The organism is Microbulbifer maximicatervae (SeqCode) (assembly GCF_052467305.1).
The window spans coordinates 4,158,681-4,185,056 of the sequence record NZ_CP174306.1; the positions used below are offsets into that span (position 1 = coordinate 4,158,681).

General features: G+C 43.0%; 23 protein-coding genes and 1 pseudogene. 19 read left to right on the forward strand and 5 right to left on the reverse strand.

Annotation, left to right across the window (positions count from 1 at the left end):
• Window positions 1–238: 238 nt before the first annotated feature.
• The 7 genes from ACJJI4_RS18135 to ACJJI4_RS18165 all read left to right on the forward strand — a co-directional run bounded on the left by ACJJI4_RS18135 (window position 239) and on the right by ACJJI4_RS18165 (window position 6,256).
• Complete coding sequence (locus ACJJI4_RS18135) at window positions 239–1,189, forward strand: IS5 family transposase (protein WP_444926027.1); 951 nt, start codon at window positions 239–241, stop codon at window positions 1,187–1,189.
• Window positions 1,190–1,735: 546 nt separating this feature from the next.
• Window positions 1,736–2,035, forward strand: coding sequence for a hypothetical protein (locus tag ACJJI4_RS18140; RefSeq protein ID WP_444926028.1), 300 nt, complete (start codon window positions 1,736–1,738; stop codon window positions 2,033–2,035).
• Window positions 2,036–2,153: 118 nt separating this feature from the next.
• On the forward strand, window positions 2,154–2,468 hold the full coding sequence (locus ACJJI4_RS18145) for a hypothetical protein (protein ID WP_444926029.1): 315 nt from the start codon (window positions 2,154–2,156) through the stop codon (window positions 2,466–2,468).
• Window positions 2,469–3,732: 1,264 nt separating this feature from the next.
• Window positions 3,733–4,041 (forward strand): transposase, encoded by a 309-nt coding sequence (locus tag ACJJI4_RS18150; protein ID WP_444926030.1) that lies wholly within the window; start codon window positions 3,733–3,735, stop codon window positions 4,039–4,041.
• An 11-nt stretch (window positions 4,042–4,052) separates the two neighbouring features.
• Window positions 4,053–4,895 (forward strand): IS3 family transposase, encoded by an 843-nt coding sequence (locus tag ACJJI4_RS18155; RefSeq protein ID WP_444928245.1) that lies wholly within the window; start codon window positions 4,053–4,055, stop codon window positions 4,893–4,895.
• A 31-nt stretch (window positions 4,896–4,926) separates the two neighbouring features.
• The gene (locus ACJJI4_RS18160) at window positions 4,927–5,304 is read left to right on the forward strand and encodes a hypothetical protein (protein ID WP_444926031.1); all 378 of its coding nucleotides are present in this window, start codon (window positions 4,927–4,929) and stop codon (window positions 5,302–5,304) included.
• Window positions 5,305–5,422: 118 nt separating this feature from the next.
• Window positions 5,423–6,256, forward strand: coding sequence for an acyl-CoA thioester hydrolase/BAAT C-terminal domain-containing protein (locus ACJJI4_RS18165; protein ID WP_444926032.1), 834 nt, complete (start codon window positions 5,423–5,425; stop codon window positions 6,254–6,256).
• An 83-nt stretch (window positions 6,257–6,339) separates the two neighbouring features.
• Here ACJJI4_RS18165 and ltrA read toward each other — a convergent pair whose 3' ends face one another.
• Window positions 6,340–7,611 (reverse strand): group II intron reverse transcriptase/maturase, encoded by a 1,272-nt coding sequence (ltrA, locus tag ACJJI4_RS18170; RefSeq protein ID WP_444926033.1) that lies wholly within the window; start codon window positions 7,609–7,611, stop codon window positions 6,340–6,342.
• 663 nt (window positions 7,612–8,274) lie between these two features.
• On the opposite strand from ltrA, the gene ACJJI4_RS18175 reads away from it, so the two are divergent.
• The 9 genes from ACJJI4_RS18175 (at window position 8,275) to ACJJI4_RS18215 (ending at window position 16,391) form a co-directional block, all read left to right on the forward strand.
• Window positions 8,275–8,676, forward strand: a complete 402-nt coding sequence (locus tag ACJJI4_RS18175) for a hypothetical protein (protein ID WP_444926034.1) — start codon at window positions 8,275–8,277, stop codon at window positions 8,674–8,676.
• Between the two features lie 84 nt (window positions 8,677–8,760).
• Window positions 8,761–9,144, forward strand: coding sequence for a hypothetical protein (locus ACJJI4_RS18180; protein WP_444926035.1), 384 nt, complete (start codon window positions 8,761–8,763; stop codon window positions 9,142–9,144).
• Window positions 9,145–9,298: 154 nt separating this feature from the next.
• On the forward strand, window positions 9,299–9,787 hold the full coding sequence (locus ACJJI4_RS18185; protein ID WP_444926036.1) for a hypothetical protein: 489 nt from the start codon (window positions 9,299–9,301) through the stop codon (window positions 9,785–9,787).
• Window positions 9,784–10,068, forward strand: coding sequence for a hypothetical protein (locus ACJJI4_RS18190; protein WP_444926037.1), 285 nt, complete (start codon window positions 9,784–9,786; stop codon window positions 10,066–10,068). Before ACJJI4_RS18185 ends, ACJJI4_RS18190 begins: the two co-directional genes overlap by 4 nt.
• A gap of 80 nt (window positions 10,069–10,148) precedes the next feature.
• Entirely contained in the window at window positions 10,149–10,367 is a 219-nt protein-coding gene (locus ACJJI4_RS18195; RefSeq protein ID WP_444926038.1) for a hypothetical protein, read from the forward strand.
• A gap of 240 nt (window positions 10,368–10,607) precedes the next feature.
• Window positions 10,608–10,970, forward strand: a complete 363-nt coding sequence (locus ACJJI4_RS18200) for a hypothetical protein (protein ID WP_444926039.1) — start codon at window positions 10,608–10,610, stop codon at window positions 10,968–10,970.
• A gap of 640 nt (window positions 10,971–11,610) precedes the next feature.
• Window positions 11,611–12,258 carry an outer membrane beta-barrel protein gene (locus tag ACJJI4_RS18205; RefSeq protein WP_444926040.1) on the forward strand — a complete coding sequence of 216 codons (648 nt, stop codon included), beginning with the start codon at window positions 11,611–11,613 and terminating at the stop codon, window positions 12,256–12,258.
• Between the two features lie 734 nt (window positions 12,259–12,992).
• Window positions 12,993–15,518 carry a plasma-membrane proton-efflux P-type ATPase gene (locus ACJJI4_RS18210; protein WP_444926041.1) on the forward strand — a complete coding sequence of 842 codons (2,526 nt, stop codon included), beginning with the start codon at window positions 12,993–12,995 and terminating at the stop codon, window positions 15,516–15,518.
• A 39-nt stretch (window positions 15,519–15,557) separates the two neighbouring features.
• Window positions 15,558–16,391 (forward strand): polyphosphate kinase 2 family protein, encoded by an 834-nt coding sequence (locus tag ACJJI4_RS18215; RefSeq protein ID WP_444926042.1) that lies wholly within the window; start codon window positions 15,558–15,560, stop codon window positions 16,389–16,391.
• Window positions 16,392–16,482: 91 nt separating this feature from the next.
• Here ACJJI4_RS18215 and ACJJI4_RS18220 read toward each other — a convergent pair whose 3' ends face one another.
• Complete coding sequence (locus tag ACJJI4_RS18220; protein WP_444926043.1) at window positions 16,483–18,294, reverse strand: Ig-like domain-containing protein; 1,812 nt, start codon at window positions 18,292–18,294, stop codon at window positions 16,483–16,485.
• Between the two features lie 247 nt (window positions 18,295–18,541).
• Here ACJJI4_RS18220 and ACJJI4_RS18225 point away from each other — a divergent pair.
• Window positions 18,542–19,331, forward strand: a pseudogene (locus ACJJI4_RS18225) (helix-turn-helix domain-containing protein).
• A 403-nt stretch (window positions 19,332–19,734) separates the two neighbouring features.
• Here ACJJI4_RS18225 and ACJJI4_RS18230 read toward each other — a convergent pair.
• Window positions 19,735–21,540 carry an Ig-like domain-containing protein gene (locus ACJJI4_RS18230; protein ID WP_444926044.1) on the reverse strand — a complete coding sequence of 602 codons (1,806 nt, stop codon included), beginning with the start codon at window positions 21,538–21,540 and terminating at the stop codon, window positions 19,735–19,737.
• 916 nt (window positions 21,541–22,456) lie between these two features.
• On the reverse strand, window positions 22,457–22,771 hold the full coding sequence (locus ACJJI4_RS18235; RefSeq protein ID WP_444926045.1) for a cupin domain-containing protein: 315 nt from the start codon (window positions 22,769–22,771) through the stop codon (window positions 22,457–22,459).
• Between the two features lie 298 nt (window positions 22,772–23,069).
• Between ACJJI4_RS18235 and ACJJI4_RS18240 the strand changes: the two genes are divergently transcribed.
• Entirely contained in the window at window positions 23,070–24,128 is a 1,059-nt protein-coding gene (locus tag ACJJI4_RS18240) for a hypothetical protein (RefSeq protein WP_444926046.1), read from the forward strand.
• A gap of 80 nt (window positions 24,129–24,208) precedes the next feature.
• Here ACJJI4_RS18240 and ACJJI4_RS18245 read toward each other — a convergent pair whose 3' ends face one another.
• Window positions 24,209–25,609 (reverse strand): aryl-sulfate sulfotransferase, encoded by a 1,401-nt coding sequence (locus tag ACJJI4_RS18245; protein WP_444926047.1) that lies wholly within the window; start codon window positions 25,607–25,609, stop codon window positions 24,209–24,211.
• 43 nt (window positions 25,610–25,652) lie between these two features.
• On the opposite strand from ACJJI4_RS18245, the gene ACJJI4_RS18250 reads away from it, so the two are divergent.
• Window positions 25,653–25,892 (forward strand): hypothetical protein, encoded by a 240-nt coding sequence (locus tag ACJJI4_RS18250; RefSeq protein WP_444926048.1) that lies wholly within the window; start codon window positions 25,653–25,655, stop codon window positions 25,890–25,892.
• Window positions 25,893–26,376: the final 484 nt, after the last annotated feature.

Genomic DNA, 26,376 nt, shown 5'->3' on the forward strand with positions numbered 1-26,376 from the left:
TATATTTTAGCTACTTCGAAATGGGACTGTCCTTCCTTGAAGTACAAGGTGAGAGAGGCTTCTCGCAACCTTCCCACCCTATCAGTGAGACTAGTTTCCTTAACAAAATATATGAATTGCTTCTCCCAGTGAGTATAAGTTTACCTCTTCTTTCTAAAACAACCGTACTTAAGGAACCTCTGAATAATTCTGAGTCAATTTGGTAATATTCACCTACCCATCAAGACTACGATGAATCATGCACCAAGTCACCTTTGCCGAAGCAGAATATAAGCTAAAGCGCCGTATAACTCGCCGAGAGAAGTTTCTTTCTCAAATGGAAATCCTCATCCCATGGCAGCGACTAGAAGCTCAGATCACTCCTTGTTACCCACAAGGCAAACGTGGCCGACAGCCATATCCATTGAGTGTCATGCTTCGTATTCATTGCATGCAGCTATTTTACAATCTCGGTGATCCCGCTATGGAAGATTCACTGTATGAAATTGAATCCATGCGTAGTTTTGCTGGATTGACTTTGAGTAACCCGATTCCCGATGAAACAACGATTCTTAACTTTCGCCACTTACTGGAGTTCAATCAGCTAGGTGCAGCTCTTTTTGATGAAATCAACAAACATCTTGCTGAGAATGGCATGGTACTGCGTGAAGGCACGATTGTAGATGCCACTATTATCTCTGCGCCAACTTCAACTAAGAATAAAAAGAAAGAGCGTGATCCAGAAATGCATCAAACAAAGAAAGGCAATCAGTGGCACTTTGGAATGAAAATGCATATCGGGGTTGATGATGTGCTCGGAGTAATACATAGCATAGATACAACAGCAGCGAATTCGCATGATGTCACAACCACAGAGCGAGTTCTCCACGGGGAGGAGAAAAGAATCTGGGGAGACTCTGGGTATATTGGTGCGGAGAAACGTGAAGAGTTGAAAGAGCGGGAGGCGGATTGGTATATAGCAATGAAGCCGAGCAAGCTAAAAACTCTTCCAGGGCGTGATGCACTCCGTAAAGCGGAAAAGATCAAGGCGCAGATAAGAGCGAAGGTCGAGCACCCCTTCCGCTACATCAAACAGGTATTTGGTTATGACAAGGTCCGCTATCGGGGACTGGTAAAAAATACTGAGAGGCTGTGCTTACTGGCAGGCTTTACCAACTTATTAATAGGGAGAAAATACTTGGCTACCTAGGGGGGGGCGCCTGAAATCCGCCTTTGAGGATTTCAGATGAAAAATTAGGGGACTATTACGCGAAAATTACGCGCTTGAGCGTAATAAAGTGAATTTTTCAAGCAGCTCAGCTTAATTCTGGAAAAATGCTTCGTTGATCAGAGGGTCCTTAATTTCAAATATGCTACCAGGAGACTCCCGTGAAGCATTCAGTCTTACTTGGTACTTAACCGCGAATATCTTCCATAACATTGCTATTCAAACTGTCTTATATACAGCATTTCATATCTTGTTCTACTTTCAATATCAGAATTCAAGAGAAGCTTCTCCTATTTCTGGAGAGAGCTAGCTAAGTCATTGACTTTAAAGGGGGTGGCACTATTGTCACGAGCAAGAAAAGCAGGTAGATATATAGCCGCTGTTATATATCTACCTATTGAGGATTGCGCCAATGCCTCTAACCTACTGATATTGCTATGTTTTTTGGGTAATCTTGGATGACTGCAGCAGAATTATATAGAAGGGTGATATAAAGACGCTTCTTTTGAATTAACTGTTAAGTGAAAAATGAATATCTGGGAACTATACAAAGAAGACCAAAAGTTGGCCGACTTAACACAAATAGACCTTGATCAGCCTTGGTTCATAGGTGTGTTGGTTCCAACTCCGCCTTTTGATGAATACCGTAATCTCTTTGAAAAAGCTCAGAAATTTATAGAAACCGAAGAATTCGATTCTGAAGAATCAGAAGATACCTTTGTTGCAATTGATAATTTAAAACTGCAATTGGTGCGTATGTCGGATAAACGTGTATTTAAAGACGTAATGCTATGTATATCTGGTGATGAGGTATGGTGGCGTATTTAGTAACTGTATGTGAGTCACTTAACAAACGCAGGCACAATCGCACACTTCGTGTGCTGGACCTCCGGTGCTTCGCACCTCCGGCCTGTGCTGCGGGGCGTTATGAGTGTTGAATAGGTCGATGTTAATCTTTGCATTGCTGTTTTTCCTATTGAGTGTGGTGCTTTTCCTATGGGCAACAGCTTCCGGTAAAGCACTTATTGCTTTGATTAAAAAAGAGCGGCCGAAAGTGCATGAGAAATATTTCTCAGCATTAAATGGTTCGTATTACTATTGGATCCTAATTTTAAGTAAGACAAAGTTTGGTCGAGAAAATTTCTCTGATGAAATTCTGCGGTTACGGACTAGCGTAGCTAAGAAATATAAGGCATCTCTTTTATGTGTTTTAATATTTGCAATGTTGTTGCTAGTCAGTACACTCATAACCAGCCAATGAACTTCACTCCAGCCCTTCGGGCTTCCGCCGGACAGCCTACGCTATGCTCCGGCTGCCGGTTATTGGGGCGTTATTGTGGCGGTCAATTTTTAGATGTTTTGTAGCTGCTGCAAGCATCAATCTCTATCTGAGCACTCTTTTTCTGTGAGCTGGTACCGCAGTTTCGTTCCAGTGCCATCGTTTTATGTCAGCAAACCCTGCAAGCCAGCTACACCATCGTGGAGTGCCAATCAGATAGTTAACCGGTGGGGAAAGTATGGTACTTTCCCCTGTAAATTTATCGGGCAGTGGCCAGCCAAAGTTGGCTGGCAGAGAGCAGGTAGGTCGTTCAGTGCGCGCCAGCTATAACCAGGCCAGGCAAGATCGCCCAGCTGGTGGCTGGGCTGGACAGCCTACGCTTCGCTTCGGCTGCCCTTGCTGGCAACGTTATTGTGGCGGTCGATTTTATTGATTTTTCGTAGTAACTGAAAGTTTAGTACCACTAATTAGCAGCCAGTATTGAGCAGTTTTTATTGATTGCTATTCAAGCAGTTTCTCTCCTAGAGTGTTCGCTCAGGTGCTGTAAAAAGAGGCCGTCCACAGCAATTTCGTGGAGTGCCAGTAAGATAGGAATTGGTTGGGGAAAGTGCGGTATTCTTTCTTCGTAAATATTGGGCAGTGGCCAGCCAAAGTTGGCTGGCAGAGGGCAAGTAGGTTGTTCAGTGCGCGCCAGCTATAACCAGGCCAAGCAGGCTCGCCCAGCCCCTGTAGGGCTAGGCTGGACAGCCTACGCAGCGCGCTTCGCACGCAAACGCTCCGGCTGCCCCTGTTGGCAACGTTATTGTGGCGGTCGGTTTTATTGATTTTCCGTGGTAACTGAAGGTTTAGTGCTACTAAATAGCATCCGGTGTTGAGCAATTTTACAGATTGCTATTCAAGCAGTCTCGCTCCTAGAGTGTTCGCTCGGGTGTTGTAAAAAGAGGCAGTCCGGTGCAATTTCGTGGAGTGCCAGTAAGATAGGAATTGGTTGGGGAAAGTGCGGTATTCTTTCCTCGTAAATATTGGGCAGCGGCCAGCCAAACAATGGCTGGCAAAGTGCTAGTAGTCGGTCTCGAGCGCGCCAACCATAACCAGGCTAGGCAAGCTCGCCCAACCCCTTCGGGGCTGGGCTGGACAGCCTACGCGTTGCTTCGGCTGCCCTTGCTAGCGGCGTTAGGTGTAAGACTTACCCACGTTTAGTAGACACCCTGTATAGTTAGGTTTAGGCCTAACACGGAGGTGTATCATGGGTAAGAAAAGAACTCAGGCGTATACGGAGGAGTTCCGTAGAGAAGCAGTTAAGAGAGCGGAAAAGCCTGGAGTAACAACGGCTTCTGTGGCAAGAGAACTAGGCGTCAGCGCACAGCAGATCTACAACTGGCGTCGTCAATTTAATCGACTGTCTGATAAGCAGTTCAATAGTTTAGACGGTGTCGACTATTCCAAACAGGAAAGCGCTGAAGTTCGCAAGCTCAAGAAGGAGCTGCATGAAGCTCGTCAGGAGGTTGAGTTTCTAAAAAAGGCAGCTGCGTACTTTGCGAACCACCAAGAGTAAAGTACGCGCTGATACAAGAGCATGTAGGGTCATTCCCGGTTAGCTTGATGTGTCGGTGTTTAGAAGTCTCAAGATCGGGTTATTATCGATGGCGGGGGCGGTTGCCATCTGCTCGCACGATTAGAAAGATACGAACAATCGAGAAAATCCGAGAGACGTTTTCTGAGCTTAAAGGTCGTTATGGAGCGCCTAGAATCGCTTGCGAGCTTCAAGAATTAGGCGAGTCATGCTCGCGGAACTACGTCGCTAAGCTTATGCAACAAGAGCATATTAAAGCGAGAAACGGCAAAGGCTTTCGATATAGTCAGCCAGTAGAGAGGAATATCAATGTCGCCGCCAACCTACTTAAGCGTTGCTTCGATGTGGATCGACCAAATTGCCGCTGGACCAGTGACATTACGTATATCTGGGTTCTGGAGCGGTGGTTGTACCTCGCGGTAGTTATGGATCTGTACTCTCGACGTATTGTAGGTTGGGCATTTGACTCCCAGATGACCGATGAGTTGACACACCGAGCGTTGAAAATGGCCCTAGAGCGACGACAAATAAAGCCTGGACTAATAGTTCACTCCGACAGGGGTGTGCAATATCGATCGCAGAAATACCAGGATCTCTTGTCTGAAAGTAAGTGCAAGCCGAGTATGAGTCGCCAGGCTAACTGTTGGGATAATGCGGCAATGGAATCATTCTTTAGCAGGCTAAAAGTCGAGATGGTCTATGCCAGAGCATTCGAAAGCGAAGAGCAAGCAAAATCTGCAGTGTTTGAATACATTGAGATTTTCTACAATAGGGTTCGTAGGCACTCTGCATTGGGCTATGTAAGTCCAGCAGAGTATGAGCGAAAATACGCATAGTTAGAGTGTCTACTTTTTGTGGGCAAGACCAGTGTTGAATATGCGATTGACGGTTAGTGTATTTTTAAGCTGGCTATTTGTGACGGTCGTTTATCTTACTGTGCTTCATTTAGATGGCATACAGCTGTCAATGAGTTACGTAAAAGGAATCGCGATACTTTGGTTGCTGGTTGGGTTTTTTTCGGGTATATATTTTTCCGTAGTTGGGTTTCCGATTTTGTATTTCTTATTTAAGCTTAAGAAAATTAATAGAACATGGTTTGTTGGTGCAGGGATCATAGCGAGTATACCAATGCTGGCCCTGTGCATAGTTACTAAAGAAGCTGAGTGGATTGTAGCTACTGCTATTGCAGGCATTGGCGGAGGTGCTGTATTTGCCCTGATTTTGCCTAACCAGCCAAGAACCTAACAAATTGCTGCATCCGACCACCTACACTCCGCCCGCTGTGTGCTGTACGCTACGCTAGCACAAAGCGGCTCCATTCCGGTGGCGGTTGAGCAAGGCGTTAGCACTACAAGGAGATTTCGTGCATAATTTCATACCTTTTTTACTTCTAATTGGTTCATTAGTTCCTTTTTCATTACAAGCTGAAAACCACGAATATGAGGTAAGTAAAGTTGAGCATAAGAACTTAGTTGCAAACTTGTATTTACCTAAAACTGAAAAAAAACTTCCTGTAGTTATTGCTTTTGGAGGTTCTGAGGGGGGATTAGATACAGGTAATGCTAACGGTGAAATGATCGCCCCTCACGGTGTTGCTGTTCTGGGTTTAGCTTACTTTAAAGAAAAAGGTATTTCACAAACACTAGATCAAATACCAATGGAGTATTTCATTGAAGCAATAAATTATTTAGAAAATCACCCTTTGATAGACTCCTCTAAAATTGGTGTAGTTGGTGGCTCTAGAGGTTCAGAGGCTGCATTTTTATTGGCAAGTATGGATTCTCGTATTAAATCCGTAGTGGTTACTACTCCAAGTAAGGTTGCTTGGTACGGACTAACTGTGCCGAAGTCAGCTTGGACAATTGGCGGTCAAGATATTCCAGCTTTAGGTTTAGAGTTAGATTCAAATGCTAAGTTACTTGACAGATTTACAGTCGCATTAGAAAATAAAACTAACGTTAATAAATCTTTATTCAAATTTGAAAATATTAATGGTCCGATATTAATGATTTCAGCAGAAAACGATCAAGTTTGGCCATCTTTTCAAATGTCTAAAGACATCGAAGTTTATTTAAAAAGTAAGCAGTTTAAACATAAAGTAGTGCATAACTCTTACAAAACAGGTCATGGTTTCAGTAAAGAGACTGCTCCTGAAATTAAAAAATCTATAATTAATCACTTTGTGAGCACATTGTAGTGTAGTGCTAAATCGGGTAGCCGGTAGTTTCTAACTACCGGCCCCCACACCACCCATCGTGCGGGTCCGCAATGGGCGGTTCCCTATCCGTAATGAATCTCTACCCAACGATCTCGCAATGAGATCAAGCCCATCTCTTCGAAGAACTCATTATTAAGCGCAATATGAATACCCTCAGTTTTTGCGCTTCGCCAGTAACTTTTAGCAGACGAGCCGCAGGTAACTGCCAGCGATTCACTCACACCCATGCGTAGCAAATTTCGAACTTTCGTTCTTACCCTACGCCAATTCTTCCAATAGCTCATTCTTAATCGCCGCCGTATCCAGCAGTCTAGATCAATACATTTTTGGTAGCCTTGTGCTATACCAAAATAATTAATCCAGCCACGGAGGAATACGGTAAGCTCTTTCATTCTCTTCTCCATCGAAATACCACGGGATCGCCCTGTAATCTGACGGACGTGATATTTAAATTGGCGCAGCGACTTATCATGCCAGACAAGCTTTGCTCCACGGAAAGAAAACCCCAGAAACTTACACCGGCTAACGGGGACTACTTGGCTTTTAGCATCGTTAACTTTGAGTTTAAGCTTGCGCTCAACAAAGCGTTTGATGCTGGCCATAACCCGTTCACCTGAGCGTTTAGAGGAAACGACAATCACGAAATCGTCCGCATAGCGGACGAAATTGTGTCGGCGTTTTTCCAGCTCTTTGTCGAGCAGATCGAGTACAATATTGGATAGCAGCGGCGATAAAGGGCCACCTTGCGGCACCCCCTCATAACACGCTTGCCAACATCCATCTTCTACCCAGCCTACGCGCAAGTAGCTTGCGATCAGTTTGAGTAAACGCTTATCGTTAATTCTTTGGCCGAGTAAGCTCATGAGAAAGTCATGATTCACTCGATCGAAGAACTTGGATAGATCGACATCCACCGCTATTCGCTTGCCACCCTCGATATACTTTTGTAGTTTTTTCACCGCGTGATGCTGTGATCGCTTTGGCCGGAAGCCATAGCTAAACTCTGAAAAAGTCACATCGAAAATAGGGTTGATGATTTGCGCGATAGCTTGCTGAATAACACGATCAAAAATCGTAGGTATCCCTAGCCCTCGCTGACCACCATCTGACTTGCGAATGTAGACGCGTCTAACAGGCAACGGCTGGTAATGACCTTGCCGAATGGCTTCGATAATTTCATTCCCAACTACCTTGAAGTGCTGCACAAAATCATCAACGGTGACCCCATCAATGCCTGCTGCACCTTTGTTGCTTCGCACGTGTTTCCATGCAGCATTAAGATTTTCTTTGCTGAGGATGACTTCAAGCAGATTTTCATTTGAGTTGAGTGTCATGGCAGTGCGCTACGTCAATTTTATATCCGGCTGGCAACACATCGGTAGGCTAGCCCTGTCTTTTAACTCGTGGATTTTGGGTTCAAGCCTTCACCGTATCCAAGGTATTAATCTTGGCATTAGGCTACTATGCCGTCGGCTGACTTCTGTTCAATCACCTTGGCCATTACTGGCCGAGGCGCCGCTGTGTTCCACCAATTTTGTTTACCCCCTCGATGGTGGCTAGCGGGCTGGGCCTACTTATGAGTCAGCGGCCACGCTGACAGCTTTACAGCAGCAGGTTGAACAGATCTCCCCAGATAAGAACGTGAACTTTCACTACACAACTGCATCATTTACTTTACCCGTTAGATCACATGGCTTCGGTGTTCTTGGCCACCTCGCCTCCAGGCTAAGCCTTATATGATGTTTCTGTCCGTCAGCTCGTAGCTTTGCTAGCGGCTTCCTCTCCACAAGACCTCACGGTGTTGCAGTTGCCATTCGCTAGTAGTTAGCATTTAATGGAATCCATTAAACGGTGATCCTCCTACAGGGGACTTTCACCCCATTAGTTCACGCCCATGCTGGGCGTACCAAGGTACTCAAACACCGTTCCGACCGAAAAACGGCCTCCACTGGACGCGCGAAAGGCGCGCGCCGTTTAGCAGGGCTTATGCTCTATAAGTGATGGATAAAATTTCAATTAATGACGATTGGCCAGAAATAGAAAACAAAGAACTTGAGAAGCTGATCGCTCAAGAATTTTGGTGTAAGAATAAAAGAGAAGATCAAGCCAATATCCTTTATATAAAAGTTTCAGGTGATTGGATCAGAGTTTACTTCGATTATGAAATTTTATTTTGGCGCTCAGGTAACAATGGCCTAGAAGACCCTAAAGCCAGTAGAGAAACAGATTTTGGCTACCCGTTAATAGATTGGGGCAAAACGTTAGGTATTGAAGGTACAGTTATAAAATTAGTTTCAGCAAACCGCATAACTGGTGGTGCGCAAATAGAGTTTAAGTTCTCAAATAACAAAGTTTTTAAAGTCCAAAGCGTAGATGACTATACTACAATCAAAACATAACCAGTTGCCGCACAGTCGCCCTCCGGGCTGTACCGCCCTGACGGTCAGCCTGTAGGCAAGACGTTTTATTTTTGGGTGCATCCGATGAACTTAAGAAGGTGGGATTCAGCAATTTTAAAGAGCGTGTTTTTCCCCGCGTTCCTTGTTCTCATCTATACATTGTATGAAATTGGACTTCCTCAAGATCTATATAGTTGGGCGGGCTTTGGGTTGTTCTCATTAATTTTTCTGGGGGTTTACTTACTATTCTCAATCGTTGGCTGGCTATTATTTGGTTTTCCTGTTCATTGGTTAATTTGCAGGTACGGCAATGGAAGTTATTTTCTATATTTCGGCGCGGCAGTGGCTTTTACTGTCGTTATATATATTTTCTCAGGTGTAGCAGAGACGGCAATAACTTATGGTTCTTTTGCGTTAATTCAAGCAATGCTGTTCAAGTATTATGCATATAAACAAGTACAAACATAACTAAGTCCGCCAGAGGCGGCCAAAAACCGCCGCTTCGCTCTGATTTTTCGGCCCCAGCTGGTAACGTTAGCTTTCTATGAAGATTCGAGTATGTACATTTCTGATACCGATGATCTTGTCTTCTTGTACGTCACAAGAGAATAAAGAGGATGTATTGCAGTCCGCATACGGGGATGACCTTGATTACTTTAGTGGCATCACCTTCCTAACAGGGCCTTGGTATGCACCTGGATCTGAGTACGGTTACCACATAAATGATGGCGTGCTCTATATTGCTTATACTCCGGAAGTTGGCCTCGACAAGCGCATTATCAAAGTTTCAGACTGCCCTCAAATAGAAATTGGCATCAAAGAAATTAAACGTGCCATATTTGAAACAACAGAGATATTTGTTGGCATTAAAAAGCCGGCTGAGTCAGAGATCATTATAATGGATGGCCCTAGCTACCGATTGGAGTATCACTCCGATAGCATAAGTGGTTCAATCATCCTTGAGGGTGGAGCAAATAACAGTTACGTCACCCCTTGGATTAACGCGGCACTAAAGCCGATGCTTGCGAATGAGCTAACAATCCATGCAAGCGGGACACAGAGCTACGCTCTCCCTCCTTCACTTTGCGTCATGTGTAAAGGGACTTTATGACACTTTTCATATTGGGCATTCTTTCGGTGACAGTATTTTCCCCATTAGTATTGCCTTGGGGTGAAAAACTACTGATTTATTGTACTGCCGTATGGTTTTTATTGTGGCTTATCTTTTTCTTGCAAACGGAGCGTGAAAGTGATCCGATTTATGATGTAGGTATAGTTGGCGATAGTGCTGCTTTAGGTATTTCAATTTTGGTCTTTGCTATCGTAGTATTCGCACGAGGCTTTATTCATGTTGTCATGAATGAAGTTAAAGCTAATCGTAATCAAATATGACAAGCGCAGGCATGATCGCAAACACTACATATTTGCTGGACCTCCGCCATTTTGGGAATGTTATGTTCTAGAGTCTTTCGATGCAGATTAAATCGGTACATCCAGTAGTAAAAGCTTTCCTGATGTATTTTTTAAGTGTTATGGCGATTGCGATGTTCTTTGCCCTATTTGGTGATTGGATAAGGGAAAAAACCAACTACTCGCTCATTTTGAAGGGATACATTGTTGGCGCCCTCGTTTGGCCGGTAGCTTACTTGGGGATGGTTTATGGTAAATCGAGAACTTTAGACAATAGTTAGTGATGACAACTCGAAATCTTACCAAGGTTATAAGCTGATGGAGAGATAGGCACATCGACAGCTTTTCCATTTCGGCCTTGCCTTGATTTTAAAGCCTCGCATACTGCGGGCGTTATGAGACATAAGAGTGTATACCTACGAACTTGAAAAGAACATTTGGTCTGAGAAAGACTTCTCCCTAATGGGGGGCACGACTCCAAAATATGGGGTTTCCTGGCTGATACGGAGAATTTCGAGTTTATGATAGATCTCGATTACATTTTTCAATGGATTCATCCAAGAAAAGGGGAAGCATATTTTAAGTTCTGGGTTGCTCCCGTTACGATGGTATTTGAAAATGCTTACGATATTTTACTTGACATTGAATCCAGGCAAGGTGAGCTAGAAGTCGCCGATCTGCATATGGTGAATGAGAGAAAAACAAAGAATGGTCGCTTCGATGAGCACGATTTTCGTTTTGACTGCCAGGAAGGGGAATTTAAAATAAGCGCCACTGGTTTCAAAATGTACGTTCGTAAAGCACCAATTTTACAGAGTAGGAAAGCTTTGAATTACAAATTACGCGGAGGTATAAATTTTAGCCGAGAGTACAGTAGCTCATAATAAGTGACTATGGTCGCTCATCAAGCTTTTAAGCCATACTTTCATTCCAATAGGTGTTATTTTTTACCATCATATTCAGGGTCGTAATCTGCTTTCTCATGCAGAAAATCAGAGCCACCTTTTTAGGTTTGCCAGAGTCGACTAATCGCTTATACATCGGCTTTAGTATGGGATCATATTGTATGGCGAAGAGTTTGTAGTTGTTTAATGGTATCCTTAATACCATTTTTATCACTGGTAAAACTAAAGAATTAATCAGTAGGTCTCACATAAATATCCAGTTGTTTGCTACCGGTATCGATACTGACATTGATCTCTTGAGGTTCCATAAGATAAGCTATCTCCGCCTTGCTATCCGGGCTAGAGGCCCACATGACTATTCAAGTTATGCCTAGTGAGTGTCTGTCACGTTCCTACTTGTTTTATAAACCGGTGCAGCAACGAACCGTGACAAACAAGGCCTTCGGTGGCCGCAGAAGGTGGATCTCAATTTACCCGTTAGCGAAAAGGATTTTCAACATCAGAATCGATTAAGAACAACCATACAAGTCGCAGCAATCGCTCTCTTTGATCTCAAAGACAGTCAAGACGCTACGCTATTTGACTGTCTTTGTGCGAAGCGTTACTTACGGAGACACTCTTGAAAAAAACAACCTTTTTTTTATTCGCTCTATTTGCCACAAGTAATACCATCGCTCAGGAAGACAATTACTACTTAAGAATATCTTATGGCAGCGTTGACACAGATATTGAAGTCCAAGAAGTTATAGATAGTTATGATTATTCACTGTCAGATTCAGAAGGCTGGAGCTTTTCAGCCGGTTACCGGATCAATAGGTTTCTCGCTTTAGAAGGTGGATTTAGCGATTTAGGGAAATCTAGTGGAATGTACCACTACTCAAGTACAGATACTAACTTTAGCATTACAGAAAACCTCAGTTCAGAGATTAAGTTAAAGACACTAGGCTTATCTATTTCTACTGATACGACAAAAGCATTATATACAGGGCTTCGATTTGGATATCAGCGCTGGGATGTTAAATATAAATTCAAAGGGGAGTATTTGGAGTACCTTGCAGCTCCAACTGTTATTGGAGCTCCAGGTACTGGGGGACCTGTTGAATACTCAGAATCAAGCAAATGGCGCAACGATGGTTACGATTGGTACTATGGGATAGCAGCAGGTTGGAATTATCAGAATTGGGCCATAAGCCTGGAACACACAATCTATAACGTCGATAATGAAACCCCATCTTTCTCTGCATTAGCGCTTAGCTATAATTTCTGAATAATCAGTTTACAGATTCGAAGGCGGCCTCATCGAGGGCCGCGCTATTTTTAAATAGTCTCAAATCCTTAATATATCTCTATCCCGACCAATTCTCACGGATAGATCGAGTGATATGATAACAAGTCTAGAAAAAACTAGGCGCTGTGTAGCAATCTAAATGTACACCGTTATCGCTGTGAGTCCTCACTTAACAGCCAGTGGTTCAAGCAACTGAGATGGGTACGTGGCATCCTTGAGTCAATGTTGCTCTTGATAGATAGATGCTTAACAAATTAGTGCTGTTCGCCTAAGCACTAGGGTTAGAACTTACCCACTAATAGTAGATACCCTATATGGTTAGGTTTCGGCCTATCGTGAAGTGCACTATAAGCTAAAGAGAACTTAGGCATATGCGGAAAGCACCTGCACATGGCCTATACCCAGGCCTGTTGGCCAAGGACTACAGCAAGGATTTGATATTCGAAACCCCGGAGAAAAACCGCGACGTTATCGAGACAGACTGATCCTGCATTTGATCAGTTGTCACTGATATACCCCTTTCAATGGCTCACAGGAATAGTGGTTTTTCACCCCAACTCAATACCGACTCTTTAACCTTTAACTCTATTCCTTCAAATTTCCCTAACCACCGTCACCAATGTCCACATAGCGAATGGCGCAAACTGCTAGATTGAGTTATCTAGTGCTGGAAAAGACTCCACAGGTAAACCTTTGTCATTGGGAAACCCAAAGTGCAAGGTCAAGAATCATCGCCAAATAATCAAAACAACAGCGACCAGCAATCTCTGGATTTGCAGAACGCTGATATTGATGCAGTTTACACTGAGCTAAACACATCATCCGCCGGCCTCACCAAAAATGAAGCCAGCGCCCGCCTGCAAAAATATGGCCCCAATGCCATTCAGGAGAAGGAGCAAAGCGCACTCACTAAGTTTTTGCGATTTTTCTGGGGCCCCATTCCCTGGATGATTGAAGCGGCCGCATTGCTCTCTGCATTAATTGGCCACTGGCCCGATTTCGCCATCATTATGGCCCTGCTGTTGTACAACGCGATTGCCGGATTTTGGCAGGAACACAAAGCTGCCAATGCGCTGGCAGCACTGAAGGCCAGTATGGCGCCCAAAGCCAATGTGTTAAGGGATGGGGAGTATCAATCTACCGATGCCGCGATGGTGGTCCCAGGGGATATAGTGCGAATCAAGCTAGGGCAAGTCGTGCCTGCTGACGTGCGCTTTACTGAAGGGAAGTCCATCAGTATTGATCAAGCCGCCCTTACCGGAGAATCCCTACCGGTCAGTAAGGGCATCGGTGATATTGGCTATTCCAGCAGTATCGCCAAACGGGGGGAGATGACCGCTGTTGTCATTGGTACCGGGCACAATACATTCTTTGGGCGCACCGCCCAACTTGTTGCCGGCGCAGGGCAAAATGCCTCACATTCGCAGAAAGCCGTCACCCATATCGGTGACTTCCTCATCGTGCTGTGTTTGGTGTTGGCCGTTATTCTGGTAGGCACAGAGCTATACCGCGATATCGTGGTCGCCGAAACATGGCACTGGTCAGATATCATCAATATTCTTCGCACTGTACTGGTGTTGCTGATCGCATCGATTCCCGTTGCCATGCCTTCGGTCATCACTGTGACCAATGCTCTCGGTGCCCTGGCGCTATCCCGTAAAAAAGCGATCGTCTCGCGGCTGGAGTCCATTGAAGAGTTGGCTGGTGTTGATATCCTCTGCTCAGATAAAACTGGCACCCTCACCAAGAACCAATTGTGCCTCGAAGAACCTACCTTATTCAGTGCGGAAAACAACGACCAGCTGATCCTTGCCGCCGCTATCGCATCTGAAGCAGGCGCCAGCGATCCAATTGATCAAGCAATTTTTACCGGCCTGAAAAATAAGGAAGAACTGAAGAAATATAAGGTTGATGAATTCACTCCCTTTGATCCGGTGAGCAAACGCACTGAAGTCAAGGTACAGAATCAGGATGGGCAAACCCTATATTTCAGCAAAGGGGCCCCCCAGGCTATTGTCGACTTATGTAGCTTGAGTGGTGCCGAGGCCGACAAAGCCACTGCTTGTGTGCAACAACAGGCCTCCAGGGGGCTACGCTCCCTGGGTGTTGCGCAGAAGGCAAACGGCTCACCGTGGCAATTCCTGGGTATTCTGTCTCTTGAAGACCCACCTCGGGATGACTCCAAAGACACTATTCAGCGCGCACGGGAACACGGGCTTCAAGTAAAAATGATTACGGGCGACGATGTGGCTATCGGCAAGGAAATCGCCACCCAAGTCGGTATTGGAACAAATATTTTCGCTGCCAGTAGTGTGTTTACAAAGTCCCAGGATATGGACCACCTGCCATCTACTATCGTCGATACCGTTGAGCGTGCAGATGGATTTGGGCGAGTGTTTCCCGAACATAAATATGCCATTGTGAAAGCATTGCAGGGCAGGGGTCACCAGGTTGCCATGACTGGTGATGGTGTGAACGATGCGCCGGCCCTTAAGCAAGCTGACTGTGGTATCGCCGTTAGCGGAGCTACCGACGCCGCACGCGCGGCTGCAGCCATTATCCTGACCTCTCCCGGACTATCTACCATCGTCGATGCCATCGATGAAGCCCGAAAAATATTTGAACGCATTATTAACTACGTACTTTTCCGGGTATCCATGACTCTAGATATTATGGTGGTGGTTGTCTTTGCTACCATAATGTTCGGCTTCTCGCCCCTAACCCCGGTTATGATCGTACTAGTGGCTCTTCTTGATGACATCCCCATTATGACCATTGCCTACGATAATACTCTGCTTCCCAAGGAACCTGTGCATTGGCAAATGCGAGACCTATTACTGGGCTCCAGCATTATCGGCCTTTTTTCTATTGCTCAAACAATGGGTATTCTCTTTATTGGAATGGAATGGCTCAATAACACCAACTGGCAATCCTGGATCGCATTAAATAAAGAGCAAATTCAAACTATCGTATTTTTACAGATCGTAGCGGGTGGACATCTACTGTTATTCGTTGTGCGCTCTCGTACAGCTTTCTTTTCCAAACCACTACCCGCATTCCCTCTGTTTATCGCAATTGTTGGTACCCAAGCATTTACCGTGCTGATGTGCGGATTCGGCTTGCTGGTACCGGCAATACCCTGGACCATAATCGGTCTGGTATGGCTATACATGATTATCTGGATGTTTTTCCTGGACCTGGTCAAGAAACTTCTTTATCGAAGATTAAGTGATATCTGAGCCATCTACAAAAGCCTAAAAAAGGTAGGCAGTCGAACTATGAATTGTTTCGAAGATTTCAGGGTAAAGCCTGACAGCAAGATAAAGCTCTCCGAAATAGATCCGGGCTTCAAACATTGTTACGAAAGTCGTGAAGAGGCACTCCCAGATACCCAGCGTATAGATGAGCAGATACGTTCATTCACTTACAAGCTTTACGCTGAGCGTAAAACATCTCTACTTATCTGCTTGCAGGGAATAGATGCCTCGGGGAAAGATGGCACCATCAAGCATGTATTAGGCGCAACAAATCCACAAATGTGTAGAGCGATTTCCTTTAAGGAACCTTCAAAAGAAGAGAGCGAGCATGATTTCTTATGGCGATATCACAAAGTAACCCCTGCCCGGGGGCATATATCAATCTTCAACCGCTCTCAGTATGAGGGCGTACTGATTGAACGAGTGCATAGCCTGGTTCCAATGGACATTTGGAGTGAACGCTATGATCAAATTAATAACTTTGAAAAATTACTCTCTGAAAGCAACACAATAATACTGAAATTTTTCCTATATATCAGTCAGGATGAGCAGTTGGAGAGATTCAAGCAACGTATTGATGATCCCGCCAAACAGTGGAAAATCAGCGAAAGTGATTATACTGAGGCAAAGTATTGGGACGAGTATATCTGTGCTTTTGAAGATATGCTAAATCAATGCAGCACCGAATACGCACCCTGGTTTGTTATCCCCGCAAACCACAAATGGTTCCGGGACTTGGCCGTTGCCTCGATTATTTCTGAAGCATTAAAAAAATTAAATCCCCAGTTTCCTGCCCCCACCATCAATATGGAAGAGATAAAAAACAAGTATCATCAACTTAAGAACTCGCAATAAACTAAAACCCTAAAAAGTAAGGGAGATGATAAATTTATTTACCATCTCACTTAGCCATATTTTCAATCTAGTCAAGTCAATCTAGAAAGCACTACTGCGACTTAAACACCAACACTCTATTGTTTGCTGAGTCAGTAACAAATAGGCTATCTTTATAACCAAAAACCCCTGTTGGAAGGCGTAAAGTGGACGCACTGGGATGTTCACCGGTATCATAAACTCCGTCTTGATTAGAGTCATTATAAGCAGATTTCACAAAATCACTTTGCCCCAAGACAGAATCCGCAGCAGTATAATTTTCTTCAGGCCACTGATCCCAAATTAACACTCGGTTATTCTCGGTATCGGTTACAAATAGCTGAATTCCATTTGACCAAATCCCTAACCAGGGATAACTTAAATCCTTTTCCGTTGCATTATCCGACCTATCATCAATACTAAAATTTTCCTGCCCAAGAACAACATCTGCTGCACTATAATTCCCTGTAGGAAATTCATTCCAGAGCAAAATTCGATTGTTTAAAGAATCTATAATTGCAAGCTTATTTCCATCACTCCAAACTGCAGAAGGGTCCGCAAGAGTTCGAGCTGTTGGTCTCCCACTATTACCATCCGGACCGGTATTAGCGGTGCAAAACTCAATTGTAGGCTGACCAACAGCAAAGCTTGCGGTTGTATTATCTTCTGTTGGAATACTATTCCAAACCAACGTGCGAGAGTTAATTTCATCTACAGCTATAAGTTTTCCATCAACTAAAATGGCAGATGTTGCTTTGTCATCGTCACGACTATAACATCCATCAACTTCCTTGCCCCATGCTCCTAAAACCACTTCAGGGACTGCCGTCCCGTCCATAGGGACTTGGTTATAAATCAAAATCTGTCTTTCTCCTTCAACTTGAGAAATAATCAATTTTCCGTCTTTAATATTAGCCTGAACTGGCATTTGAAGCGACTTTCTAGCATCCGACGAATCGGAGCTATCCAGACTATCGACACCTAGAGCAAAATCAGCAGAAGCCCCATTCGAGAAAGGTATTTCGTTAAAAACTAAGACACGCTTATTTCTTCGATCCGTTATAAATAGTTTCCCATCAGAACTAACAGCGGGATTACCAGCGGGAAAGACTCCAAGATTTTTAGCGCTGATCCCAGAAACTGTGTCTGAAAAATTATCCTGACCAATCACCACTGACGCTGGAGCAAAATTATCGAAATACATCGGCACAGTAAAACTGCTGTTTACTGTAGGAATAGGATTTCCCACTAAATCCATTACATCAACGTTTATTGTGCGTTCCTGCCCAGCGATCCAGTATTCTTTTGGAGTAATAGTTAGCGTATCATTTTCGACATAGGTAGCAGACCAAACAACCTTATAGTCATCTTCAAGTAATACCCCGCCTAATTGAAGACTATCTACATCCATAGTCTCAGAAAATTGGATTTTAAAAGAACCGTTCTTTTCCAGGCGAATATCCTGTGGAAGTATACTATTTACAGTAGGGGAAATATTCTCAACTTGATACTTGACGGCAATCTCCGTCATTTGATTACCAGCGCCGTCCTGAGCATTGATTACTAGGGATAGCTCTTCCCCCTCCCCCCAAACATCGTTTGGCCTCAATTCAAGTGAATCTTCACTAACTTGGTATAGTTCTCCAAGATCCTGCATAGAACCAGACAGTGAGATATCAGCCAGCTCTACTGGCTCATCAAAACTCAGTAACACCTTATCACCTTCTTCGATAGTGCTACCATCTGTAGGAATAAGGATTAAAGTTGGTGCAGTGCTATCACCGATCTCTTCTGGAGATTTGCTTCCGCCAATTTCTTCATTACAACCGTATAGCGATGAGACAGTAGCAAGACAAAGAATTGCCTTTAAAAAATGAACTTTCATTTCTTCACCAGGAAAATAGTTACTTATCAACACAGGAACATGCTAATTTATTTCTCACGAAGAAATGATACGAGAACAAGCAACTTATATAGATTGTCAGGAATAGCACGTTTTATGTCGAAAATTGGCGCACAACCTTAAGCTGGATTAGTTCAGACCAAATCTGACACATTCTCTTGAAAAAGAGTGGGTTTACCGGTTTTGATGAAGATGCCTAAACCTAAAAACAAAAATAAGGATAAACCCCATGATCCATACTAATGATCGCATCATCAAACACAAGACCGGATTACTAAATTTGGCAGAAGAACTTGGCAACATCTCCAAAGCTTTCAAGATGCTAAGTGTATCGAGAGATACTTTCTATCGGTATAAGGAAACCGTTTTAGTGCCGGCATGGACGCCCTTCTTGAGAAGAGCCGGCGTGTGTCCAACCACAAGAACCGTGTTGACATAGTAATTTAAGAGGAGGGACTGATCCTCACAGAGTCACAGATTCAGGCTTTGGAGAGAAAACGGCATGATGATGAAGCCTGTGATGAAATTGATACTCAACACCCAGGTTATCTGGGCTCGCAGGATACCTTCTATGTAGGAACATTTAAGGGCGTCGGGCGTGTTTACCAAAAAACCTATGCCGATACCTATGCAAAGGTGGCTCATTGCAAGCTGTACACCACCAAAATACCAATCACTGCGGCAATGACCGTACACTACCGTTTTATGCCTTACATTATCTACCAGTGCTGCATATCCTAACTGAACGCGGTACTGAGTATTGTGGTAAATTGGAACAGCACGACTACCAGTTATATCTAAGTGTGAACGAAATAGAACGCACCAAGACAAAAGCCAGACATCCACAAACTAACTGGATCTGTGAGCGCTTCCATAAGACCATTTTACAAGAGTTCTACCAACCTTCATTACGCCGCAAGATCTATGGATCAATAGAAGAGTTACAAAAGAATCTGGACGAGTGGTTCACATATTACAATAATTAGAGAAGCCATCAGGGTAAGAAGTGTTGCGGTTGAACACCGTTAGCAACTCTTGAAGATGGAAAAAGTATCTGGAAGGAAAAGCTCGAAAACTGAATTTGACCTTACGGAGCACCTCCTGAAAAACCGGTAACTGTCAGATCAAGTCTGAACTACTACAGCTAAGTCAATGCGGCACCGAATATGCACCCTGGTTTGTTATCCCTGCAAATCACAATTGGTTCATGGACTTGGCCATAGCATCAATTATTTCTGAAGCATTAAAAAATTAATGCTCTAGTTTCCTGCCCCACTGTTAACCTGAAAAGAATAAAAATCAAGTATCACCAACTTAAGAAATTGTAATAAACTAAAATCCTAAAAAGTAAGGGAGATGATAAATTTATTTACCACCTCCCTTAGCCATAGTTTCCATCCAGTCAAGTCAATCTAGAAAGCACTACTGCGACTTAAACACCAACACCCTATTGTTCCCTGAGTCAGTAACAAACAGATTATCTTTATAACCAAAAACTCCTGTTGGAGCACCTAAAGTGTATGCACTGGGTAGTTCATCGGTATCATGAACTCCATTTTGGTTAGAGTCATTATAAGCAGATTTCACAAAATCACTTTGCCCCAAGACAAAATCTGCTGCAGTATAATTTTCTTCAGGCCACTGATTCCAAATTAACACTCGGTTATTCTCTGTATCAGTAACGAATAGCTGCATTCCATTTGACCAAATTCCAAACCATGGATAACGTAAATCTTTCTCCGTTGCATCATCCGGCCATTCCTCAGCACCAAAATTTTCCTGCCCGAGTACAACATCTGCCGCGACATAGTTTTCTGTGGGGAATTCATTCCAGAGCAAAATTCGATTGTTTTCAGAATCTAAAATTGCAAGCTTATCTCCATCACCCCAAACTGCACTAGGGTAAGCAAGAGTTTGAGCTGTTGGCCCCCCACTATTACCATCCAAACTGGTATTAGGGGAGCAACTCTCCATTGTAGGCTGACCAATAACTAAGCTTGCAATTGTATTATCTTCTGTTGGAATACTATTCCAAACCAACGCGCGAGAGTTAACTTCATCTACAGCTATAATTTTTCCGTCAACTAAAATGGCAGATGCTGGTGTGTTAAAGCTATTACATCCATCGTCTGCCTCGCCCCATGGTCCTAAAACCACTTCAGGGACTGCTGCCCCGTCCATAGGGATTTGATTATAAAGCGAAAGCCGTCTTTCCCCCATCGCCTGAGAAACAATTAACTTACCGTCATTAATACTAGCTTGAATTGGCCATTGAAGCGTCTTTCTATCATTCGATGAATCGGAGCTATCCAGGCTATCGACACCTAGAGCAAAATCAGCAGAAGCCCCATTTGAGGAAGGTATTTCATTAAAGGCCAAGACACGATTGTTTCCTCGATCCGTTATAAATAGTTTTCCATCAGAACTAACAGCAGGACTGCCAGTAGGAAAGTCTCCAAGATTTTTAGCACTGAGCCCTGCATCTTTGTCTGAAAACTCATCCTGGCCTATCACCACTGACGCCGGAGTAAAGTTCTCGAAGTACATCGGCACAGTAAAAATGCTGTTTACTGTAGGAATGGGATTTCCTGCTAAATCCATTACATCAACGTTGATTGTGCGTTTCTGTCCGGCGATCCAGTATTCTTTTGGAGTAATTGTTAGCGTATCATTTTTAACGACGGTAGCAGACCAAACAACCTTATAGTCATCTTCAAGTAACATCCCGCTTAATTGAAGACTATCTATATCCATAGTCTCAGAAAATTGCAGTTTGAAAGAATCATTCTTTTCCAGGCGAATATTCTGCGGAAGTATACTATTTACAGTAGGGGCAATGTTTTCAACTTGATACTTGACGGCAATCTCCGTCATTTGATTACCCGCGCCGTCCTGAGCATTAATTACTAGGGATAGCTCTTCCCCTTCCCCCCAAACATCGTTCGGCCTAAGTTCTAATGAATCTTCACTAACTTGGTATAGCTCCCCGAGTTCCTGCATAGAACCAGACAGTGAGATATCACCTAGCTCTACAGGTTCATCAAAATTCAGTAACACCTTGTCACCTTCTTCTATAGTACTGCCACCTGCAGGAATAAGGGTTAAGGTTGGTGCAGTAATATCACCTGTCTCTTCAGGAGATTTGCCTCCACTTGATCCTCCGTTACAACCGTATAGTGATGAGACAATAGCAAGGCAGAGAGTTGCTTTTAAAAACTGAACTTTCATTTCTTCCCCAAGAAAATATTTACTTATCAACACAGGAACATGCTAATTTATTTCTCACGAAGAAATGACACGTGAACAAACAATTTGTATCGATTGTCAGAAGTAACGCGTTTAATGGCGGAAATTGGCGCAAAACCTTAAGTAAATATTTCTAATTAGTACCAGTGCCCCACAACCATATTTGGCTTTTGATGAAAGGATTTCCCCCAGAGTGAAAAGGAATTAATTTCAGCTCACTGATGTCAATCTAAGCGTGATCAACTCAAGACAATTGTTCGCGCTTGATTTCGCCACTATTAAAATGAGAGCAGCATTATCTACTACAGTTCTATCCCTTCAAATAACAGATCTAGAGTTTGCCTTACCGACAGAGAAGATATTCTAAATTACATTTATCACAGCCAAGCAAGAAAGAAAGAAAGAAAGAAAGAAAGAAAGAAAGAAAGATATTTTTCATACACAACGTGTCTCTTATACACTGACTTTTCCCGAAACCTGAGCTATAAAAGAAAGATCTCTAGAATAGAAGTATATGGGGGATAACCACCTAATAACCTAGCCGCTGATCTGGCTATAGAAATCTGGAAGTTCTATATGATTTTTTCGGTCAGTGTTAATTGAGATAATACTAAAATAAAAAACCAGGTAGCATAAACCACCTGGCAGAAAAGGATTTGACTTGGTATCAAACGATCAGACCAAATTAAAGCTATCTAATTTAAGCAAAGCCTCGAAAATTTTAACAGGCCTCTTCGGTATATGGAGATATGTACAGGCTGACCTGCCAGTCAGTAGACACACCTGTCTTAAAGCTAACAATACTAACTCGTCAGAGGACTTTAGATCCGATTTACATTGGCAGGTATAGAACTCTCGATAGGAGCTCATAAGATTTATATCTTAAAAGATAACTGCTTCACTGAAAGAAAACTGCCAACCATATAGTGGCCTCATCTGCAGCTGTCTCCACCACCCGATGCCTTTGATTTGCCCTAATCAACAAGTTATCCCCCTTCCCCAGGTGGTGCCTCTCACCATTTTCCATTTCAATAACACCATAACCGGAAAGTACTAACACCCACTCATGCTCATCTTGATCATACCACCCTGTTTCCGGCGAGGACTGCCCGTAAGATATAATCCGCTCAATCCTGCAGCTTTTCCCCTCTAGTAAACTCTCAAAATGCTCCTTAGAGTGATCACCTGGTAGTTGAGTGAAAAAATTACCCATAGTCTCCCCTAACATTAAATCGGCATGAAAAAACAATTTACAAAAATACAACTATACTAAAATCAATAGACTCTACAAATGGGATTAAGATAGAAAAACATACGCCAACCGAAATCAAAATGAGCCCGAGACCAGAAAATAGAATATCTTTTACTAAACCTTCAATATTGGCTCTTTGACGCCCCCAAAAACACAACACTCACATAAAATATAAAATAGATCATTCGAAATAGATATGAGCACCTATTAAACAGCAGTAGATACCAGATCACGATCTATAAAACACAAAGAACATATAATGACTATATATTTACATTCAGGGCTACATAAAACCGGCACCACAGCAATACAATGTTACGCCTATAAATATAGAAGGCTGTTAAGAAGTAAAGGTATTTTATATCCCATTATTCATCGAAATTTAGTTAGTATAGACAAGGGTCACCATCTTTTTGCACACTCATTTTCCGATCACCCTGAGAGCCCGCCTATATCCAGAGGAAAGTTGCTAGCATATGATTGGAAGTCAAAGTCGCAGAAAAATAACCTTGATCTATTAATTAGTGCAGAGCCTATTTGTCGGCATACTTACAAAACAAAAGATTGCTCCTGGATTGAGGCTCGGCATCATTATTTAGAACTACTCTCCAATACAATACCCCCAGAGCAAACCAAAATCATCTTAACCTTGCGTAGACAAGATAATTTTGCCCAGTCTCTTTACAAAGAACATATTATGAAAGGAGTATCTCCACTAGCGAAACTATCATTCAAAGAGTTCCTATTAAAGATAGAGAGTAGAAACCTGAACTTTTATAAAAACATAGCAGCCTTCAAAAAGTTTTTTCCCGATATCAAAATAATTATTTACGAACAGTTATGTAATGGAGATCTACCAGTTAATTTTTTTCGCACCTTAGGAATCTCTGGCCTACCAAACTCAAACAAAATTATAAGGGAGAGCCTTTCAAATGAAGAGGCCGCTTTAAAGCAGATATTAAATCAGCAAATACACTCAAAATCTGAAAATGCAAAACTATTAAAATGGATAAAATCTGGCAATATACAAAATATAATCAAGCGAACACTGCCAAGATCACCACACCTATGGAACTCTGATGAAGATAGAGCTAATTTTTTAAATCGATATTCACAGGAAAATAAAAAAATAAATGATGAGTTCCTCGAAGGAGGTGAAGAACTTTTCCCATCAAATCATACACTTCCCCAAAAAAAGTCTAACATTATCACGCTAAAGCCATATTTAATTAAAACACTTCAAGCCCTATCTAGTGATATTCAACAGTTACTGGGGGAATACCGCTTTAGAAACATAATCAATGCTATAGAGCACTGATTGCCAAATCTGGTTAGAAGTCCTTTAATAAGAATCGCCAGCAACAAAGTATGTTACTGGCGCCTAACTATTTAGAGGGTCTAAAGTGATAAATCACTTACCACTGATATATCATTCCAAGAAAAACGCTCAGCACGATATACACTCGTATCATTGACTTTCATCTCCCAAACCGTCTCTGCAGTCTGATCGTCGGCGACTTCAACAATATATGCATCTCTATTGTTGCCGGTACTAGCACTGGATGGGCCGCCCACGCAAAGTAGAATATTCCCACCGGGAAGTTCATCTACATCCCCTAAAGAATTGGTGTACTTTGGTGCAACGTACTCCCAAGTTTGCACTGCCACCATTTCCTCTGTGTTTAAAGAGAATTTCACTGCGCGGCTATTATAGATCTCACCACTGTATTCGGACTCATTCCTATTATCGTAAATCAGAATGTCTCCGTCTGACGCAAGCATAGCTGCATGCTGAGAAGCCATCCAGGTGCCATCTTGCAATGAAAATAATTTCTCAAGAAATCCCTCGGAAGCATCCAAATCCCTACCCATAATCCAGTTTACTTCGCCACTATCATGATCAATATTGACCACCCAGCTTTGAGAGCGACTTGACAGTAAAATCGAATTATCGGCAGAAATATAGTGTAACGAGTTAGAGTGAGTCCAATCCAGCGCACCATTGCTCGCTTCTCGACTGGCTAACTCACCGGGGAAACGCTGAGTATCGAGATGATCGAATGCAGACCATTCCCATACAGTATTGCCCTGCCCATCCACTTCAAGAATCGCATCTCCTTTTATCAATTGACCATCAATTGTTTCATAGGCGTTTGTTAATACCAGTAGATTTCCATTTTCAAGAAGAATTGCATCGTGGTGATAGGCTGGCAGCTCAAATGATTGCAGCGTTTCACCAGCAAAGGAGATAATCCTTGCTTCCTGATCCAACAGCAACATTAAATTGCCATCCTGTAAATTGCGCACTACCGGTGCCCCGGTGAGAGGAATGTCTCCGTGGAGGTACCAGACAACCTCACCCTCTTCATCGAATCCCCAAAAGGTATTATCCCTGTCACCTGAAGGTGCAAAAATAGTTACACCTCCTTCGCTTTGCTCTGTAAATGTAGTTACCTCAACTGGGGGAGCGCCTTCAGGTAACGAACCAGTCTTGAAAGAAATAGTCGAGCTCTGCACAACGTCTCCACTTTCCAGCATTGCCAGTGCAGTAAAACGGTAAGTGGTTTCGGCCCTTAAACCTACTAGGGTCATATCATGCTCTGTGCCCCAATCGGTATAATTTGTTCGCCGACGGTCGGTTACCGCCGAATTGATCCTGATCGCCACTCGCGACTCACTGCTAGTCGATACTTGTGCATTAACCATTAAACTATTTAGTGGATGCATCGAAAGGGTTAATTCTACTTCGTCATCCAAAATAAGCAGCGTTTCATTCGCTTGCTCTACCTCAACACTCACGCCCGGATTGCTGTAAAGCATTACAATAAATACTAGAAAAAATATGGGTAATGTCGATCTTCCAGTCATAGCCAAATCCTATTTAATAAATATTAAAAGTAATCATCCCTACCCTGGTATTTCATTTTCAGGGGAGCTTCCAATAATCAGCTATCACATAACGCAAAAAGGGTGGATTCGTTTACTTGGTTTTCAAACCAGAAAGAAATATTTTGAGCGATCCCGAAAAGAAAATTTCTTTATTAAATTTTCTAATGCGCAAAGGCCTTCACAACAAATATGAGAAATGGGATAAATGTGGATAACGGTATAGTTGCGACACTTACTAAGATGAAATAAATAACAATAACTTTTTGAAAGCTATTTCTATTATTCTGGCGTGATTCAAGAACGCTGGAAATTGACTCGCAAGTTACGGTAGATAACTCATAAAACCTTAGCAACTAAGACAAAATTCCTCAAAATCACCAACAACTAGAAGAGCATCCTCTAAGAGAACCTCAGTATATTCCTTTTTGTTGTCACCAGCCCTTAAGACCCACCTTACCATCCCTTGGACTTGTAGTGGTTCATACCGCCGCAGTACCAACCCGCAGCCGAGGCCGAGTATACGGTTATCTGCTTTGGGGAAATCACCAGCTATGGACTTGTCCCTGTAGAAGGGCAGAAATACTTGCTCTAAGACAAACTGTAGCTGGATTCAAAATCCACGGTTGTTTACACGGCCCACTGGTAGTAGAGAGGTGTGTAATGCATAGCCGATCTTC

Coding starts and splice junctions, on each gene's coding strand:
- ACJJI4_RS18135 (WP_444926027.1), top strand. CDS start 239: ATGCACCAAGTCACCTTTGCCGAAGCAGAATATAAGCTAAAGCGCCGT.
- ACJJI4_RS18140 (WP_444926028.1), top strand. CDS start 1,736: ATGAATATCTGGGAACTATACAAAGAAGACCAAAAGTTGGCCGACTTA.
- ACJJI4_RS18145 (WP_444926029.1), top strand. CDS start 2,154: ATGTTAATCTTTGCATTGCTGTTTTTCCTATTGAGTGTGGTGCTTTTC.
- ACJJI4_RS18150 (WP_444926030.1), top strand. CDS start 3,733: ATGGGTAAGAAAAGAACTCAGGCGTATACGGAGGAGTTCCGTAGAGAA.
- ltrA (WP_444926033.1), bottom strand. CDS start 7,611: ATGACACTCAACTCAAATGAAAATCTGCTTGAAGTCATCCTCAGCAAA.
- ACJJI4_RS18180 (WP_444926035.1), top strand. CDS start 8,761: ATGAACTTAAGAAGGTGGGATTCAGCAATTTTAAAGAGCGTGTTTTTC.
- ACJJI4_RS18190 (WP_444926037.1), top strand. CDS start 9,784: ATGACACTTTTCATATTGGGCATTCTTTCGGTGACAGTATTTTCCCCA.
- ACJJI4_RS18195 (WP_444926038.1), top strand. CDS start 10,149: ATGCAGATTAAATCGGTACATCCAGTAGTAAAAGCTTTCCTGATGTAT.
- ACJJI4_RS18200 (WP_444926039.1), top strand. CDS start 10,608: ATGATAGATCTCGATTACATTTTTCAATGGATTCATCCAAGAAAAGGG.
- ACJJI4_RS18215 (WP_444926042.1), top strand. CDS start 15,558: ATGAATTGTTTCGAAGATTTCAGGGTAAAGCCTGACAGCAAGATAAAG.
- ACJJI4_RS18220 (WP_444926043.1), bottom strand. CDS start 18,294: ATGAAAGTTCATTTTTTAAAGGCAATTCTTTGTCTTGCTACTGTCTCA.
- ACJJI4_RS18230 (WP_444926044.1), bottom strand. CDS start 21,540: ATGAAAGTTCAGTTTTTAAAAGCAACTCTCTGCCTTGCTATTGTCTCA.
- ACJJI4_RS18235 (WP_444926045.1), bottom strand. CDS start 22,771: ATGGGTAATTTTTTCACTCAACTACCAGGTGATCACTCTAAGGAGCAT.
- ACJJI4_RS18240 (WP_444926046.1), top strand. CDS start 23,070: ATGACTATATATTTACATTCAGGGCTACATAAAACCGGCACCACAGCA.
- ACJJI4_RS18250 (WP_444926048.1), top strand. CDS start 25,653: ATGGGTAATGTCGATCTTCCAGTCATAGCCAAATCCTATTTAATAAAT.